The organism is Streptococcus oralis subsp. dentisani, from assembly GCF_002096335.1.
Classification (GTDB): domain Bacteria; phylum Bacillota; class Bacilli; order Lactobacillales; family Streptococcaceae; genus Streptococcus; species Streptococcus oralis_Z.
Window position 1 is genome coordinate 200729 of record NZ_NCUW01000029.1, and the last position, 17853, is coordinate 218581.

The 17853-nt window shown below is 33.9% G+C and carries 20 protein-coding genes and 1 pseudogene; 4 read left to right on the plus strand and 17 right to left on the minus strand.

Going from position 1 to position 17853, the window contains the following annotated elements; all coding sequences use genetic code 11:
- Positions 1–12: 12 nt before the first annotated feature.
- The 14 genes and pseudogenes from B7709_RS05730 to B7709_RS05795 all read right to left on the minus strand — a co-directional run bounded on the left by B7709_RS05730 (position 13) and on the right by B7709_RS05795 (position 10755).
- Positions 13–675: a hypothetical protein gene (locus B7709_RS05730; RefSeq protein WP_084972151.1), complete on the minus strand. Its 663-nt coding sequence runs from the start codon at positions 673–675 to the stop codon at positions 13–15.
- Between the two features lie 13 nt (positions 676–688).
- Positions 689–1231: a DUF3592 domain-containing protein gene (locus tag B7709_RS05735; RefSeq protein WP_084972047.1), complete on the minus strand. Its 543-nt coding sequence runs from the start codon at positions 1229–1231 to the stop codon at positions 689–691.
- A 14-nt stretch (positions 1232–1245) separates the two neighbouring features.
- Positions 1246–1767: a hypothetical protein gene (locus B7709_RS05740; protein ID WP_084972048.1), complete on the minus strand. Its 522-nt coding sequence runs from the start codon at positions 1765–1767 to the stop codon at positions 1246–1248.
- A 74-nt stretch (positions 1768–1841) separates the two neighbouring features.
- A complete protein-coding gene (locus tag B7709_RS05745) occupies positions 1842–2879 on the minus strand; it encodes a hypothetical protein (RefSeq protein WP_084972049.1) in 1038 nt (345 codons plus the stop codon).
- A gap of 110 nt (positions 2880–2989) precedes the next feature.
- Positions 2990–3655 (minus strand): annotated as a pseudogene (locus B7709_RS05750) (hypothetical protein).
- A gap of 1 nt (position 3656) precedes the next feature.
- Positions 3657–4229 (minus strand): hypothetical protein, encoded by a 573-nt coding sequence (locus B7709_RS05755; protein WP_084972050.1) that lies wholly within the window; start codon positions 4227–4229, stop codon positions 3657–3659.
- Positions 4230–4532: 303 nt separating this feature from the next.
- On the minus strand, positions 4533–5387 hold the full coding sequence (locus B7709_RS05760) for a VOC family protein (protein ID WP_084972051.1): 855 nt from the start codon (positions 5385–5387) through the stop codon (positions 4533–4535).
- Positions 5388–5748: 361 nt separating this feature from the next.
- Positions 5749–7014 carry a tyrosine-type recombinase/integrase gene (locus B7709_RS05765; RefSeq protein ID WP_084972052.1) on the minus strand — a complete coding sequence of 422 codons (1266 nt, stop codon included), beginning with the start codon at positions 7012–7014 and terminating at the stop codon, positions 5749–5751.
- Positions 7015–7105: 91 nt separating this feature from the next.
- Positions 7106–7366: a helix-turn-helix transcriptional regulator gene (locus B7709_RS05770; protein WP_084972053.1), complete on the minus strand. Its 261-nt coding sequence runs from the start codon at positions 7364–7366 to the stop codon at positions 7106–7108.
- Positions 7363–7944: a replication protein gene (locus B7709_RS05775; protein WP_084972054.1), complete on the minus strand. Its 582-nt coding sequence runs from the start codon at positions 7942–7944 to the stop codon at positions 7363–7365. Before B7709_RS05775 ends, B7709_RS05770 begins: the two co-directional genes overlap by 4 nt.
- A gap of 172 nt (positions 7945–8116) precedes the next feature.
- Positions 8117–8731, minus strand: coding sequence for a hypothetical protein (locus B7709_RS05780; RefSeq protein WP_084972055.1), 615 nt, complete (start codon positions 8729–8731; stop codon positions 8117–8119).
- 3 nt (positions 8732–8734) lie between these two features.
- Positions 8735–9811, minus strand: a complete 1077-nt coding sequence (locus tag B7709_RS05785; RefSeq protein ID WP_084972056.1) for an ATP-binding protein — start codon at positions 9809–9811, stop codon at positions 8735–8737.
- A complete protein-coding gene (locus B7709_RS05790; protein ID WP_003071541.1) occupies positions 9811–10125 on the minus strand; it encodes a hypothetical protein in 315 nt (104 codons plus the stop codon). Before B7709_RS05790 ends, B7709_RS05785 begins: the two co-directional genes overlap by 1 nt.
- 99 nt (positions 10126–10224) lie before the next feature.
- The gene (locus B7709_RS05795) at positions 10225–10755 is read right to left on the minus strand and encodes a hypothetical protein (RefSeq protein ID WP_084972057.1); all 531 of its coding nucleotides are present in this window, start codon (positions 10753–10755) and stop codon (positions 10225–10227) included.
- 290 nt (positions 10756–11045) lie between these two features.
- Here B7709_RS05795 and B7709_RS05800 point away from each other — a divergent pair, with 290 nt between their 5' ends.
- On the plus strand, positions 11046–12974 hold the full coding sequence (locus B7709_RS05800) for a hypothetical protein (protein WP_084972058.1): 1929 nt from the start codon (positions 11046–11048) through the stop codon (positions 12972–12974).
- Between the two features lie 28 nt (positions 12975–13002).
- Here the strand turns inward: B7709_RS05800 and B7709_RS05805 are convergent, their stop codons facing one another.
- Positions 13003–13791, minus strand: a complete 789-nt coding sequence (locus tag B7709_RS05805) for a hypothetical protein (RefSeq protein ID WP_084972059.1) — start codon at positions 13789–13791, stop codon at positions 13003–13005.
- 215 nt (positions 13792–14006) lie between these two features.
- Between B7709_RS05805 and B7709_RS05810 the strand changes: the two genes are divergently transcribed.
- The 3 genes from B7709_RS05810 to B7709_RS05820 are packed head-to-tail and all read left to right on the plus strand — an operon-like array spanning position 14007 to position 16966.
- Positions 14007–14780 (plus strand): hypothetical protein, encoded by a 774-nt coding sequence (locus tag B7709_RS05810; protein WP_084972060.1) that lies wholly within the window; start codon positions 14007–14009, stop codon positions 14778–14780.
- 13 nt (positions 14781–14793) lie between these two features.
- Entirely contained in the window at positions 14794–16299 is a 1506-nt protein-coding gene (locus B7709_RS05815; protein WP_084972061.1) for a serine/threonine-protein kinase, read from the plus strand.
- Between the two features lie 16 nt (positions 16300–16315).
- Complete coding sequence (locus tag B7709_RS05820) at positions 16316–16966, plus strand: hypothetical protein (protein ID WP_084972062.1); 651 nt, start codon at positions 16316–16318, stop codon at positions 16964–16966.
- Positions 16967–17347: 381 nt separating this feature from the next.
- Here B7709_RS05820 and rpmG read toward each other — a convergent pair whose 3' ends face one another.
- Together rpmG and rpmF are read right to left on the minus strand one after the other, a co-directional pair.
- Complete coding sequence (gene rpmG, locus B7709_RS05825; RefSeq protein WP_001265622.1) at positions 17348–17497, minus strand: 50S ribosomal protein L33; 150 nt, start codon at positions 17495–17497, stop codon at positions 17348–17350.
- A gap of 15 nt (positions 17498–17512) precedes the next feature.
- Positions 17513–17695, minus strand: coding sequence for a 50S ribosomal protein L32 (gene rpmF / locus B7709_RS05830; protein ID WP_000290417.1), 183 nt, complete (start codon positions 17693–17695; stop codon positions 17513–17515).
- Positions 17696–17853: the final 158 nt, after the last annotated feature.

Consider the following 17853-nt stretch of genomic DNA (forward strand, 5'->3'; position numbering starts at 1 on the left):
AATCCCTCGAGTCTACTCTTCGGATTTTTCTTTTGACTCTTGTTCTTTCATATCTTTCACAGATTTCGATACGATATCTCTCACCTGTTCGTCAGTAAGTCCTGGAATCTGGTAATAAGGATTATTGGACTCGCTTTTTGACGGCTTTGTTTCTGAACTTTCTGTTTTAGAACTTTGTTCAGTCGAAGACGAGGCTTTCGACTCTGAGGAACTGGTTTCTTTTGCCTTAGAGGAACTAGACGGCTCAGACTCCGAAGACTTGGACTTCTTAGGCGCTTTAGAATCAACCCTAGGCAGCTTGTCTACTTGGTCGTTCGGCTGTTTTACAGGTTTATAGGATAGCCCAAAGGACAATAGTAAGGCAATCAAGGTCCCAATACCAGCCAAGGTTCTTTTATTGGCTTCAGCCGAGGGAACCTTTATTCCCTTTGTACTGAGTGTTTTCCATTCTGGGTGCTCTTTTTCTATGGCTTTTTTCTGTATCCCAAGAGGACCCAGTAGAAAATAATTAAAAGGCACAAGCGTTGCCATAGCCACCGTTATAAGCGGAACATAACTGGAATGACTCGATACCAGTAGAATATCGAGTATGGCGAGAACAATGAATAGCCAAAGCCCCACAAACTTTCGAACTTGATGCTCTTTTTTTATCTGCAAGTATCTTTCTTGTGACATCATGTGGATTACCTTATCTCTCTAACAAATAAGCAAGCACTACAACGGCGTAGACCATGATTAACAATATAGCACTACCGATACCCAACAATTTATAAAGTTTGTTGATTCCACAGTATCGTTCCACATAAGCTCTGTTTGGTTTCTCAGGATCATACCATACCGTCATCTTCGAATACACTGGAAAATGCATACGCATTAAGTTATTAAACGATATAAAGGAATTACGATAAAAGGTGAGTGAATTCGCCAGCATGTCCTCTCTGGTAAAGTTATCAGACGTACTTATTGGCCCCCATGGAAGCGAAATCGTTTTGATTATAAAATACCGTAATGGCTTGCTATAAGTAGTTCCGTTAACCGTATATTCAACAACCGGAGGATTTCCAGCTTGAAAATTACTATAGCCCACAACCGTTCCCTTAACAGACGATTTGGCAAGACGTACCATTTTTTTATCTCGAAAATAAAGATAAAAATACGTACCAGATAAAAAAATCAAGGATGAAAGAATAACGATGGTAGCAAATAAAAATAAAATGGTTTCTGTTGTCACATTCAATTCCTATCTTATTCTGCGCTCTTCACATCGGACATTGAAAGTGTCATCTTAGATGGATCTGACATCGAATCAATAATCTCCAGTTGCTCTGAATTAAGTGGTAACAAAATTAACGTAGTTGTGTAAGAAGGTAACTCACCACTATCCTTGATAGTATAGCTAATCTTTTGATTATCAAAAATAGTCTTGCCATCGTAGGACCAGCTTAGTGAAAACTCCAAATCTTTTTTGATATCTACGTCAGTTTTATTGACGAGCATTAGTGCCGCTCTACCATCTGAAACTGCTTCTGTAAAGTAGATAGCCATATTTCCCTTACTACCTAGTTCGGGATGTTCCTTGGTCAATTTTTTTCCAAGTTCAATTAAATCAGATGTTTTACCTTCGTATTGCGGCGCTACCACAAATTTCAATTCCTTCTCTTTATTTACAACTGTCTCGCGTGTACTTTTCTCTGTTCCCCCTGCTTCCTTTCCATTAGAGCAAGCTCCAAGAATCAATAACAAGACGATGACAAATAACTTCTTCATTTTTTCCTCCCTATTTAAAATTCAATGTCAAATACCAATATCTATAGTAATATAAAATAAATACTTTTGTCCCATTATTCTTCCTCCGTACTGGATTTATAATATTGTAAGAACTCCTCTTCGCTTTGAACCAAATATTCCTGTCCATCTTTCGAACTAGCTGCTGGAATGGTGATGTCCTTAAAAATATTTGTACCCTCTGGAAGAACCAGCTTTAAGAGAGAGATTTCAAAACGAACATCTTCTTTTCCAAGGAAATATAATTCAGATAACAACCCTTTACTTAATATATCAAACACCTTTGGATATTTGCTTGATAAGGACAGGTATTGGGATTTTTCTACTGGTTCTTTAAAACTAAAAAGAGATAAGACAAAGGCAAACTTCTCGTTTGAAAATTTATGATTCGAAATAAGAATATCTTCTAACTTTGGTTTGTATGATTCTTGCTCATCGTTATAAAGGTCTTTGGAAGTTTTACCAGATGGAGTAGTTGCTACTATCTTTCCTTCCTCTATATCAATAAGCCCAGTTTTAGTTTTTGATTCTGGCTGTTGGCCAACAGCCATACTAATTGGTAAGTAAGTTTTCCCTTGTTCCGTATACAAGAAATAATTAACGCTGCGAACCCTTCTTGGAATATAATCCTTATTATATTCCCTCACCATCTGAAATACATCATACGTTTCTTGTTTGATTGTCCCATCTTTCGTGTCATAGACATCTAACAACCAGTACTCTCCCCGCTCTGGAATATTACTTTTCAAATACGGAACCGCATCCTCTTCAAGAATCCAATACTTATACGTGGCTGATTTTAACTTATAACTTTGCTGGATAATATAGCGTTCTCCATTAACTCTCGTCATTGTTTCTACATTGACACGCGAATCATATTTCTTAGCCTCTTTCGCATCTTTCAACTCCGACTCATTATCCCACTCAATCGCTACTGCCTTGTTGTCATCCATGAATTCATAACTTGCAATTTTTACCCTTGGACTCCACATAACAAACTGAGTAAGCTCATGCCTGCGATATGCCTGATAAGCAAAGTATAGTCCTATAATAGTGAGTGCAAGAAGCATGACTTGAACTAATTTTGATTTCATTATCTTCCCTCATCAGTGATTTATATAATATCAAAACGCTTTATAGGTCTAGTATCCACAACTACCATATTCAAAAACTCATAATATCTTTCTTTCATCTTATCCTCCACTTATTTCTCTTCCCTAAACAATACTTTTCCCTGCTTGTATTTTCGTACGGCTAACAGCCAGCGGATTGGATTGTTTTGGAATAAGAGCAGTACGACACTAATTGGGATGATCGTTGCCCCGATTGGTACCATGAACATGGACGACTCAAACCACTCATGTTCATAATAGGGAATGAAGGTCCCAGGTATGGCAAAAAGCACAACAATAACTAAAGCGAATAGAAGAACGAGGATAACAAATAGATACAAGATGATTTTATCGGCTGTTGGTTCCTTATCTGGTGACTTCCTCCAAAAAGTACTACTTTCAACCGCTTCTTTAAACTGCTCTTCACCTGCTGGGACAAGCGACTTAGCCCTACTGTAGAACAGTTTTCCAAATCCATAAACACTTCCGATAAAAACGAAAAGGATAGCGGCTAGATGGATCGGAATCATCCACTCACTCAATTTAAAAGGCGCTATCAAGGATCGTATCTAAATACTGATAATAGCAACTAGCAAGAAAGCAAAGAAGAGAATCCAAGGCCACTTGGATTTTTTTGAACTGATAGCACCTTCCGTGTCTGGCAAGTTGCTATATTCTGTCATTAAAGCCTCTCTCGTCCTTGTATTATAGTAGACGGATTGCTGGCTTCCTTGGCCTATATAAATGATTTTTCTCATCTTACATTTCTCCCTCTTTCCCTCGGCTATCGTCCTGTAATGTCTCCATCAGCTCCTTGAACAGTCGTTTGCGTGTTTTCATCTGAAATTCATAGATCATATAAACAAGGGAAAAAATCCCTAACATATACATAATCAAGAACTGAAAATCAGAGTAGATAAAATAGCGATAGATTGAAAACAGAATCATGAGAAAACAAAAAACCTCAACTAGGACTGTCCATCTAGATTTTCTCCTAAGTGTTTTGATATTGGCTTTTGTCAGTCGGACTTTTCTAAATCTATCTGTCTTCATTTTACGTCGGGTAGATTTGGCAAGGAGAATTGTCCCGAAAATCAAAAACAGAGACATCAAGATAAAGAAGATCAGATTGAAAGGTGACGAGACATCTCCAAAGGTTTGGTTGAGCCACTTCGACAGCCGTTGTAAGGAATAGATTGCAATAGGAGCTGCAATGGCTGAATAATTCATGTCTTGTTTTACTCCATAGAATACTTGATTCTTCAGATCATAATAGATAAAAGAATCCTCCAGAGGGCCCATACTGATTAATTTTTTTACACTTGTATCCATCTATTTCCTGTCTCCTAAACTCAATACGGATACTCAAACAGAGTTCTACTTTCTCTTTAAAGCATCGTGACGACGATTGCGAGCAGTCTAGCCGATTTTTCGGTCTTTGCCTTCCTAGAGAAAGAAAAGTTTATTAGTATTATAGCATGAACCCCCAGAAAAGGGAAAATATCCCTGATCGATACCGTAGCTAGAGTCAAGAAAGGCTTCGTCATTTCATACAAAAGCGAACAAGTTCGTATTCTAAAAACAGAATACGAGCCTGTTCGCCTTTTTATATGTCTATGATGTGTTTTTCACATCTCATCGTTCCAAGCGAATGCGGGTCACAATCCCGTCTGGATCTAGAAGATTCAGCTCACTTGAATTTAGCCACTTGATCGGTGCTTCTAGCTCTTGTGCTTGCTTAACGATGTTCAAAAGTTCTTCCTTGCTTTCGACCTCAAGGACGTAGTAGGCCAAGCCAGGCAAGCCCGATTTACGCGGAGCTAGACCTTTTCCAGCCCATTCGTTGACAGCCAGGTGGTGATGGTACTGACCTGCCGCTATCCAACTCGCACTCGGAATGCTAAATTTATCTTCCAGCCCCAACACCTTTTGATAAAACTGACTTGCCGCGTGGCTATCCTTAACCGATAGATGGATATGTCCCATTCTCGTCCCTTCGGCTAGGAAAAAGGGCTCTGCCTTTTCCCCCAACTCATAGATGTCCTGTGCCGCAAGAGCCTCGGTCACACCAATAATACGACCGTCTTCTCGAATATCCCATGAAGAAACTGGCTTATCACGGTAGAGTTCAATGCCATTTTCTTCCAAATCCTCCAGATAAAGGGCTTCACTGTATCCATGATCCGCACCTTCGACCAGAGGAATGCGCAAGTCACTTAGGTGTTTCAAGACATCTGCCAAGGCTTTTCGTGTCGGCAACAAAATCGCCAGATGGTAGAGCCCATAATGCTCCCTTACTTCGCCAGACTTTTCTGCCTGAATCAAGTGGACCAAGGCCTTTTTACCAAGTCCCAAAATCGCTTCTGTCTCTGTTTGAGATAAAATCTCCAAGCCAATAATCTGGTGATAAAAAGCCGTTTGACGCATCAAATCCTTGACATTTAAAACCACCTCTGCTAGGTAAATGTGGCTTTGGTAAGCATAAGTCATAGGGTGCCTCCTTTTTGTTGTAATTTTATATATTACATCGATTGTACACTATTGAGATAAAATGTCAACGAAGACAACTCAAAAGAGCTAGAAACTATCTCTTTATAACCCGAAGACTTTAAAGAATTTTATATTTTTGATTACAAAGAAAAAGATAGAAGAAAATGCTCTCAAAAGGACTTTTTCTTCTATCTAACTAACTAACGCTTGAAATCAGCGTTTCTTATGTATTGATTCGTATTGAATGCTTACTTAACTTCTGTAAAGGTTGTTAATGGTATTTTAGCACTCTTTAAACGCCGTCATATCAACGTTTTTAGATTGTTCTTTAGAAAATGTAGTCATAAATGTAGTCATTTTACTATGCTGTCAATTTTACAATTTCTTTGAGATAGATTTCAACTGCTTCTGCCTTCTTTTTCGGTGCCAATTCAGCATAAGTATCCATTGTCGTTTTAATCGACTTATGGCCCATTCTTATCTGGAGCTCTTTCCAGTTTGCACCAGCATTCAGCATTAAAGAAGCATGTGTATGGCGGAAAAGGTGAAAACCATAGTTTGGTAGTCTTAACTCGGTCAAACGCTTTTTAAGCGTTGCACGTTCATTTCTGTCACACATATAGTTCCCGTAAATTGTGGGGAAAATTAAGTCTACAGTTGGTAAATCGTGACTCACAAAATAATCACTCATCTCAGCATGAAAAGCTTTCAAGTCATCTAAGACTTGTCTCGGGACTGCAACTCTTCTGTTACCAGCATCCGTTTTGGCACTGTTCTTACAAACAATTTCGCCCTTAATCCCAAGTTTCTTATTTCCAGCTTTCCACATTAGCGTTTTATTGACGATAATTTCATTAGCATCAAAATCTAAATCATTGATCGTCAAAGCTAGAAGCTCGTTGATTCGAAGTGCAGAAGCTAATAGTGTATCGCATATAACCTTAAATCTTCGATTTGCTCGAGTATCAGGAAGAGTATCAAGATAGTTCAGCCAAATAGCCAAGTCATCTCCATGCAATACCATGATTCTCTCCTTTACCACCTTCGGTTTTGGAGGGATTTTTACTGTCCTAGCTGGATTCTGAGAAAGTTCGAAATTTGTAATCCCATAATCAAAAATATCACTAAGCTTATAGATAACTGCACCGAAATCTTTGGCGTGTCCCTTTTTGGATTTTTTAACACCCGATTCAACAGACTTTTTAGATTGTAGAGCTAGCTCGTTAACCCAAATCTGAATATCAGCAGATTTTATCTCTTCAGGCTTATATTCTCCAAACTTAGGGATAAGATAGGTATCAAGATAGCTTCGAACTCGGTTGATCGTATTCTGAGAAGTCACCCAAGTTACAAAACTTACAAACCACGCTTCTGCTAATTCCTCGAAGTTATTAATCGACAAGGTCTCTTTTAGAGTTGATCCCTTCGCTTCAAAATCAATCCGAGCTTGAATGATTTTCCTATCCAGACTTTTTAGAGTTTTAGCAGTTATAGATGATGTAACTTTTTTTCCAGTCTTAACATCTACACCAATATACACACCACGTTGCGTATAGCTAATAGTTCCATTATTCTTGATAGTTTTAATGACTTTTCGATTGTTGTGAATGATAGTTTCTTTCTGCATAGTAGCCTTTCACGTTCGGATATATAAAAGGCTAAAATAACAACCTCACATTATTCTATGTGATATTACTATTTTAGCACATTTTTTAGAATCAAGGAGTTAAATAGGTCAGTACATCATCCATTCTATAAAACACTGTTCTAGTCCCCTCAATCGGTGGTTCAAGACGTTTAAGCCCTGTATCCTCCCAAGACTTCAAGGTGTTTGGTGAAATTTTCAGTATCGATAGCAGCTCTTTCCGAGTAAGTATACTTACATTTTTTTGAGTATTTTCTTGTTTCTGCATCAAAGCAAGCAAACAATTTAAAATTTGTTCAATTTGATTCAGTTTAATGAGTTCATTATTCATCATTTTTCACTCTCCTTTCTTTTGCCTGAGTATCGACGCGAATCCAGATACTTTGCAAAAAAGTACGTCTTATTAATGATAAGATTCAACAGTGACGGATTCTCAACTCGTGCATATCTAACAAGATTGTTGAACTCAGTAAAATTGTGTTCGTCGATAATATCAATTACCGTTGAAAGAAATTGTTCATTATTGCTACTTATCAGAAATTTATTCAAGTCAAAACCACAACCAGACTCAATTTCATCAATATTGTAGAGTGTTTTATCAGGATTCTCAGCGTGTATAAAATAATCGTACATACCTTTTGGAGACATGACTATCTCTACATGCGAAGGTGTATTAAGCTTTTCAGTTAGTAACTCTGATACCTGAGTATAGCTTTTTAGTGATTCGAAAAATAGAACTCCATGTTTGTGTGATTTCTTAAATTCTCCAGTTTCTTTGTTAACGTCTTTATCATGCCAAGGGCTCAAGACAAATGGGATATGCATCTCCTCAAGAATATCTAAATAATTTTCTGGTGCACTTTCTTGATAAATCAGGAATGCCCATTTATTGGAACGTTTATCTTTAGCCATAAATACCTCTCCTCAATTCATAAATTCATATTTTAAGATTCTCGCAATTTGTGTGATTATGTATTATTGGACATATTGGGAGTCGTAGTATTCCCAATATGTCATCTAAACATTTTTTTGAGAAAGGCAGCAACTCTGGCCCTCACTACGTGAGCCGAGTACTGCCAACTTATTATCTCTTAGTTCCTGTAAACCAAATTTTATTACCTTTTCGATATGGTGAAGAAAAATAATAGTTTGGATTTCTACTTGAAATTTCTTCCTTGATATCATCTTCCATTTCTTTTAGAAGTTTTTGAGCCTGTTGAGTACGAGGAACACGGAGTAAGACAGTGACGGTTTCTTTTCTTACATCTACTGTACACCTTAAGACAGAGTTATTGAAAGTTTTTAAAATAGGATTGATTCGAGTAATGGTCTGACTCTCAATTGTACTCATTGGTTCTGAATGCACATCTTGCTTCAGAAATTGTCTCATTTGAAAAGTTTGGTAGATAGACTTGAAATAATTCCACAATGAGTCTTTTGATAATCTTTGGGCAAACTCAATGAAAACCAAAAGGACAGGAACGAAAATAAGGCAAAATGACAATAGTTGAATGTAATATTCAAGAGAAGTCAGGTTATCTAGTATCATTGAAAAAAACTCGTGCATTCCGGGGAGCTTAATATTTTCTAACATTTGAATAAGTAAATTGATTCCAATATTTAAGAGGAAGCTAAGCAATGCAAAAACTATAAGACTAGCATTGAGGTTATAAGTTCTTTGAAAAAAAGTTTTTTTCATAAGTTACAGGATACCTTTCTTTGTATAATACGTGGGACATAGTAGAGGCAAAACTTGATAAGGATGTTCATTATCTATAATTTGAATTAAGCCCGTCCCTTTTCCAATTGGGATGACGATTCCCTCAGAGTCTAAGTCAGGGAATAGAAACTGTGTTGTCTTCTTGTTGATATTGCCTATTTGTATCAAGACATTCAATTGTTCCCTAACAGATATAGGTATAGTATTATGGTCGAAGCGCTGACTAACAAGCAACAAGTGGATAGATGTGGCTCGGCCCAAAAGAGAAACTTGTGTTAAGAGAGAGAAAAATGAATCTTTAATAGTTTTATTGACTCCCTCGGACAACGCCAACACTTCATCAATGACAATCGTCAAATGTTCAAATTTATGATCTGGCTTATCATAGAGAATCTCTTGTCTCTGTTGTATAAGATTCAAGCAAGTACTTAAATTCTCGTTGATTTCTGAAACAAAGTCTGACTTGGATCGATTTTTTTGAGGATGTAGAACCGGAATGCCATGTTCGCGAGCCCATCGACTGGGTGTATCAAATTTTGGATCTACAATTATTAGCTCTGAAATATTTTTTAGCAGGCTAAGAAAATAGGTCAGAGCGTAAGACTTACCTGAACCGCTATTCCCTGCGATAGCTATCGAAGTTACTTTGTTATAGTCAAGAGTAAGATTTTTCATTATAGGAATCTGATACCCTTTTTGATTATCTGAGAATTCTTCCAAATCAGAAATAACTAATCGTTCAGAGATACCTACTCTCCAAGGAAAGAAGAGTCCACGTTGAACATGGATATCATCTGTTTCTAGTGCCATAAAATAAGCTGTATTTTGTTTGAGAAGAGTAAAACGAGGGTACAGAGAGGCATTTGCAATCAAAAAAATTTTTTGATAGAGATCATCATCAATGATATAGCTAGCTGGCAAACGAGGAAGAAAGAGAAAACCTTCTTCCATAATCTTGCAGTCAAAACTATTATTAAAGCTACTTTCTTCTTGCATAATACTTCCTAGTCCCATGTTTAAGCTTTGGAGCAAATACTGCTCTAGTTCTTTTTTAGTCATTATTTAATCCCCTTAACATTTTCTGCTTTAAAGTAGACATTGAAGCCGACCTCGCAAGCTTGTAAATTATCGAACTGTACCAAGGTCATATAGGAGGGAAGTTCTATTTCGTTCTCAAATTTGACACGAAAAGGTGGAAGCCCCTTCTGAGAAAACCAGGCTTTATAAGCAATGATTTCACCCGTTGGTTGACCGTCTTCAAATTTAATTTGTGTCTCTAATTCTGTACTCAAGCAATAAATACCTTGTTTGCTATCTATATACTCACTTGCTGTATTAGTTGAATAACCACTTTTACGATTTCTTGTTTTCATAAGTTTCACCTCGTATTTAATTATTTGCCTTGGCCAAGAACATTTTTAGTTTAACGTAAATTCAGGAAGTAGACTGTCAGTTTTCTTGACAGTTTACTTTTAAATTTGTGATATTAAACAAGCTAATTCAGATAGCCAATCAGTCAATTTCTCAGCTATTTGATGAGAAGTTTCTTCCGCGGGGAAATCTGAAATAAAGTTTGACAAAGAACATAGAAAAATTTCTTTGTTTTTTTCAATGAATTGAGATACTTCTTTTTGTGAGATATTAGAAATTTTTTTTACTAATAGCTGATTTAGAAGCGTGTCTTCAAATACAGGATCAGTTAAAATCGTAGTTATTATATTTTTAATCAGCAATAATTCAAATTTCTTATTCGGAAAGAATAAATCTCTGGGATGTTTATAATCTAAACTAGTTTGAAAAGCTAGCGAAGCGTTGAAACTAATATTTCTTTTTCCTTTCAGAATTTGCCCAACCGTTGTTTCAGATAATAGATCAACTTCTTTTTCGTATGATTCATATCCAATTTGGTTTTGTAATATTTGTTTCTCCTTGAACCTTATCTTGAATTCTTCACCTAACAATTTGCAATACAATTTTGTTATCACTTTTCTATATGATGTCATTTTACTTCCTTTGCGTCCGAAGACGGAAAGAAACTAAATAAATCCCAACCGCTAGATGTTAAAAAAGCACACTAAATCAACGGCGAAACCCTATAAGGTATAGACAACTAACAGATATGTCGATACTTTTAGTTTCTATCCGTCCATTCGATGCGCATCATATAGGACTTATTATTTATGTTTGAAAGCAGTAAATTACACTTGACTTTATCTTATGCATCTTTTATTACTTTCATATATAATTAAAACAAAAGTAATAATTTTTATGAACCTGGGATTGAGGGATTTTTATGACTGGCAAAATTTATTCAGAATCGTTTTTTATCGACTATGTATATAATGATAGACAATTATCCATTGCATATAACCTATTGAGACATGTCTTCTTAATGAATACTTTAGATCGTGGGACATATAAACTCTTGGGGCATGAATTTAATCAATGGGATGAAGATACTTTCAATTTATTAATTAACAAACTACAAAAGCTATATCACGAAAAATTTACAGTAGATAGTATTACCAATTTATGGAATAGTGGTGACTCAACAATACATTATGATAAGGAAACTATTCGCAAAAAATTAAGAATTTTTGAAAAAAGAGAAGATATTTTGAATCAATATCTTTTCTCCCTAAATGATAAATTAGAGATTTTAAAGTATGTTTATTGTTCTTTATTCGGTAAAGATACTGAAATTATAGGGAAAGTTTTGTGTACAATCCACGAAGAAATTCCTCAAAAATATTCTAGTAATTCTAAAGGGAAAACTTCTAATGAGTTTGAAAGAAAACTAAATCTTTATTATCTAAAAGATATTGAAAAATTGGGTTTGACATTAGATATTTCAAACATTTCCTCTAAAAATGAAGAATTTATCATTTTTAAATCAATAGAGGATAAAATAAAAGCTCTTCTAAATATTGAAGAGCAAATTGAAAGGAAATATCATATAAAATTTAAAAAAACAAGTTCGAAATACTGCACTGCATCTATTGGTGGTCTAAAATACCCTCTAACAAATATACCGATAGACTTCCTGCAATATAACGACAACATCATCATTAATGAACAGGACTGTTTTTTAACAATCGAGGATAGATTTTTTTATTTTGACATTCCTTACTTTACAACTGAAATTAAATCTGAAAATACGAAAACAAAATTCAAAGAGGGAAACCTTCAAAAAGTATATAATGCACCTTTTGTCAGTGAGTTTATAAAATTCTTGAGGGAAGATTTAGAAAATAGTAATCGTACATTTAAAAAAGTACACTATTATGATTTTCCAACACGTAATGAAATATACAATTCTTTACTAACTTTAAAAGATAATAAGGAATTATTGATAGATCAAGTGGGATTCATTAATAATCAAATAATAATTATTATTTTATCGAGATTGATTGATAGTTTTTTTGCAAAAATAAACTTGATGAACAACTTGTATTCAATATTAGTAATCTTCTGTGGAATTCATTACAAAGCTACTTTCAACAAATACTACAATCTTTCAGATAAATTAATTAGCAGCATATTAAACACAATTCTATACTTATCTTCAAAATTCTTTTGTTATACTTTACAGAATATACTATTTGAAAATGATGAAACTTACTGTTCTAAATTTAATTTATATTTTGAGAACCAATATATCGATAATCAAATTGATTTATTTGAATTATACCTTAAATACTGTTATCAGTACATTAACGTTCTGTATAGAGATACGCTCTTACCTCTTGTAAAGGATATAAACTATTATTGTAACATTAAGAGTTTACTCTTAAATTTTAATGAAACAATGGAAGTAGAAGGACTAAACAGAGAAATTAATTCTGAATATTCTTGTTTAATGAGAGAAATAACTTCAATTGAAAAGTCATACCAGAAAATAATAAATCGCCTAGAAGAAGAATATGAATTGTACGATAGTGAAAATCATCAAATGTTAGAAAAATATTATAAGAATATCTCAGATAAATTAGTTAAAGATGTAGAAAAGAGATTTAATTCTTTTATGCTTGGTGATCTAAACTTAGATTGGGATGTTTATTTTCAAAAGGGAAATTTCTATGAAAAATTTGAATTAGAATACCAAAACTTTATCTCTCAGTTAAGAACGGTTATACCTATTTTTATGGTTGAAAAGAATTTTTCTGATAATGATAAAAAGCTAATGAAAAGTTATTTGGATACGATTGGCATTGTAATATAAAAATCAGGAGATTAAACTTAATTTATAGTTAGACTACTTTTAATAGCTTAGAATGAATTATTTTCCCATTAAAATACGATAATTTTTTTTCGATTTCAGAGATAAAAGCTATTCTAGCAGGAACAGATTTTTCCTTAGAATTATTTACATCGAAATCTTGCTCGCAAGGAATAAAGTTTAATTCATCCGATAAATGATTGAAAACAACTTTTGGAATTTTTAAACTACATAGATAATACCTAGTTTCATCATTTCGAAAAATTCTTAGGTAGAAGTTGTTCCACTTATCTTGCACTAGAAACAATCTGCATTCTCCATAATACATTACAAGATGGTCAGATTCTTCCATTTTTCTTAACTGTAATGATCTTCGAGGCAAGTATTTTCTAATACCGTTTTCATTTGTCAATTCGTAATTTTCATCATCACCTTCATCAACATCAACATCATCATTAGGATTTTGATTTTGAGGTAGATTTACCACAATTATTCTATCATCTAAAATACGTTCTAACATTTGTTCAGCTCTGTCAGGAGCGATTTGATCATAGAATACTCTTAATTCTCTTCTAGCAGCAGGTTTAAGTAAGTACTCACAATTTTCTGTATGAACAGAGTTGGGGTAAGCAGCAAGGTAAATTCCATTACTATTCTCTTTTATAGATAATCGTACTTGTTTACACCCAGGACATAGTAGTTGACCTCTGTATCTGTCTCTTGTTGCTTGTTTGTTTCTATAGAATTCCTCTTCTAGTACGTGAAGTTCAAGTATTTCATTGTTGCTTATACAGTACTGATATTTATTTGTTTCAGGCATAATTATTCCTTTTTAATTATATAAATGAAAGGTAAAGATGTTTGTATTTTATTATACCATAATAGTACAAAATACTCTAATACATAAGGTATCCATAGTTGTTACTAAAGGGTAGGTGGTAGCATAAGCTAGTGAACAAAGAAATTATTTGTTGTAAGTGTATTAAGTGTAAAAATCTTAAGATGTTAATGTTATAATAAACTGGAGGAATTTTTATGGAAGAAAATTTAAACCCTAATATTGACCCACGTATAAAATTCAAATTGTTACCACCAGCTACTATTATTAAAAATTTTGTTGATGGAGAGCCCGATTGTAATTATGAGAACTATTTACTAGAGCTACTTAATAAGTCATCTCATTTTAAAGATAAAGGGCAATCTCCTTTCTCTAAACCGTTAAATGAAAATAATGGTCAATGTGATGCAATATCGAAAAATTATGAAATAGACTTTAAATTATTATCATCTAGCACTAGATTACAAGCTAGTCATTTGTTTTCTCCGGGCATTAGCAATTATGGCGATGGTATAATTGGTATTCATGAAAGTAAAAAGAAATTCGGTGAAGTAAAAGCTACTCAGATTCATGTTGCATTCCGAACAAGAGATATATCAGAGCTCACTCGATTAGGGGAAAACTTTTTAAATATTAGAAAGTATGGTATTGAAAGAGATATCATAAAAGTGTTGAAAATGCTTGAAAAACAGAAAAACCTTTTATTATTTTTTCCATATTCGTTTGAGCTGATTGATATACTCGAGACAGATAATTCGGATGATATTATTGTAAGCGCGTTAAATTATGATTTCCACTCACTATTTGAATACAGAAGTTTAAAAGCGAAGGGATTTGATACCTATTTTGTAACTATATTTCAAGATAGATTTTATATTTTTTCTATTCTTGACGACACCCTCTGTTTAATTGAGAAAGTAGATTGTATGTTACTGCCTACATTTATTAAATTAAAGAATTATCATCTATAAGGAGGACGAGTTATTGATCAATCCAGATTTTTACAAAAGACTAGCAAAGATATTCTGTGGAGATGAGACAGAGCTGTTTACTTATAAATCAGGGCCTCAGCTAGTTTCTTTTTTCAATACCCATTTCCATACTCAAGATAGTTATGGTCAGGGCTTTCCTACAAGATGGATATATGTGAATGACAAGCTGTTGGACTTTTCATCTAGAGGCATTATCAATTCATTTTTCAACCTCATACTCAGCAAACAATATCTTTTAACAGAGCGTCAGATAAGTGAAGTGGATGCTATAGAGCATCAGCAGAAAATAATAAATGAATTAGATAAAATTTGTTCTGTTTATTCTTTAAAACTCTCAAGAAAAGGAAATGAATTTTATTTAGTAGAAATTGATTTAGATTTAGTTGAGATTGGAAAGGGTGGCTTTGCCGATATTTATTTCCAAAAATCTACAGGATTAGTGGTAAAAAAACTAAATGAGGAATCTGTGAGACGACAATCGTTGAGAAGTAGGTTAAAAAGAGAGTATGAAATAACTAAGTCTTGTTCGGATATTGAGAGTATTATTCGAGTATTTGATTTCGATAGTAGTAATTGTTCATACACAATGGAAAAAGCCGATGATACATTGGGAAATTATATTGAAGCAAGTGAGCTGACAGAGGATTCTAAACTCAATATATTGCGTCAAATACTTTATACTATGTCTCTTGTCCACCAAAGAGATGTTCTACATAGAGACTTAAGTCCGACCAATGTTTTTTTCGTGAATGGGATAATTAAGATTGCTGATTTTGGTTTAGGAAAAAACCTAAACACTCTGACATCTCATCAAACAATGGACACAACTTCCTTTGGTCAACTCTTTTATTGCGCACCAGAGCAATTAATGCTTTTAAAAGATGCCGATAAACGAAGCGATGTGTATTCGCTGGGACGTATTATTAATTTTGTTATGACTAAGTATCCTAATATTTCTTCTCATTCACTTCGTTCTGTTAGTGAAAAAGCTACGAATTTAGAACCTGATTATAGGTATCAAGATGCTACTGAAATGTTGAGTGCATTAAATGCATGGTTGAGAATTAGAAGCGACGATGCTTTTAAGAAGACAATATGGGAAAAAATTAGCAACGGTGTTTTTGATGACGACATAGAAAACTATATCTATGAAATGCCAGCAAGAGAGTTATGTCAAGCATGTATAAAAAAAGGTAATGTTTTTATTGAAAGCTTAATGATCTTTATGAAGTTAGATGATACACATGCGATTTATATCATTCAGACGATTCATTCTAACTATGAGCAATATTTGAAACGATTTGAAGATGCAGACTCTTTTGCTACTCTTTCTTATAGAGTTCTAAAGGAACAATTTTCATTCAATGTTAAAGAAGTGGCTGCTCAGATTTTACACTATGTAGCTTATGCAGTTGGGCGCTTTTCTGCTCAGCGTAAGATAGATAACTTGATTGAAAATGGGATTGAACCAATGATTGAATCCATATTAGAAAGATAGATTAGGAGGAGATGTAATGACAAACGATGAGTATTTTAATGAAATAGAGACATATTTCATTAAATTAAGAGAATATCGTGAGGAATCAAAGTCAATAGCTGCTGGTATTATTGGTGAAAATCTTACTAAAGATGATTTATTTTTTATTTCTGCACTTAACAGACGAGTTCAATTTATTGATGGAATAATGAACTTATTAAGAACGAGAAATCTGACTTGTACAGGAATTATAGTACGAACACAACTTGATAACCTTATGAGAGTTTTTGCAGCTTTTATATCAGAGGACAGAAGATCATTTATTAAAGAGACATTAAGTGGTACACCTATTAAGAATATGAAAGATAATCAAAATGAAAAGATGACTGATGCCAATCTTAAGAAAAGGATGTCGAAGTATTATCCTGAGATTGAAGAAATTTACAATAAATCATCTGGTTATGTTCATTTGTCTGAAGTCGCATTTCATGAAGCCTTTTGGACCGAACGTTTTGAAAAAGGAGACAAAATTAAATTTTCAGTTGGATTACCCCCAAGAGAAAAACTAAATCCTATTTTAATTGAGTGTGCTGAAGTATTCTGTCACTTTACAGAGATTGAATATGATTTTTACCAAAAAATCATTGATTCAAAAAAAGTTTTTGATAATAAACAAAAAGAGATTTAAAAATCGATATGAACTATGTTGAAATTGAAATATCAATCTTGATAAAAATAGAAGATTTAATAATAAGATAAAATGAATTATGAAGATAGAGAATATTGCTTCAAAAATCACATTAATCTCAATTGCTTATGATTTATATGATGATTCGTTGAACATTGATGATTGGAAAGCAAAGATTGAATAGATTATAAAATACAAAAACGCTCTAGACAATATGACTAGAGCGTTTTCTATATATCCGAACATCTAATTTATTTCACAAAAAATGTAGTCAAAAATGTAGTCATTCGGTTGATTTTTATTGCAATACATTGAAATTTGAAAATTCAAGAATCGCGTTAAATCAAGGTTTTTTCGTTTCTACTGAAACGTAATGACCTACTATTTAACCTCTGTAAACACTACGTGCTTGCGAAGTTTTGGTGAGTATTTCTTCAATTGAAGACGGTCTGGGGTGTTACGTTTGTTTTTAGAAGTAAGGTACAAGCGTTCACCAGATTCTTTGTGTTCAAGTGTAATATTTACGCGCATGGTATCTCCCTTCTATTATTCAGCTGATGCAGCTTTAGCGATTTTACGTCCTTTGTAGTATCCTTTAAGTGATACACGGTGAGAACGTGAGTAATCTCCAGTAGTTTCGTCAAAGTTTACAGATGGAGCTGTTACTTTGTAGTGTGTACGACGTTTGTTTTTCTTCGCTTTTGAAGTGCGACGTGCAGGTACTGCCATTTTGTTTTCTCCTTTAGGTATTTAAATTCGATTCAATCCACTGATTTTCATCAACCATACTAGGATAACACATTTTTTTTGTAAAGTAAAGTTACTTGACAAAAAAAGATGAAAAAATCAGAAGCTAGTAATCGAAATTTTCTGAAAATTCAAGAATT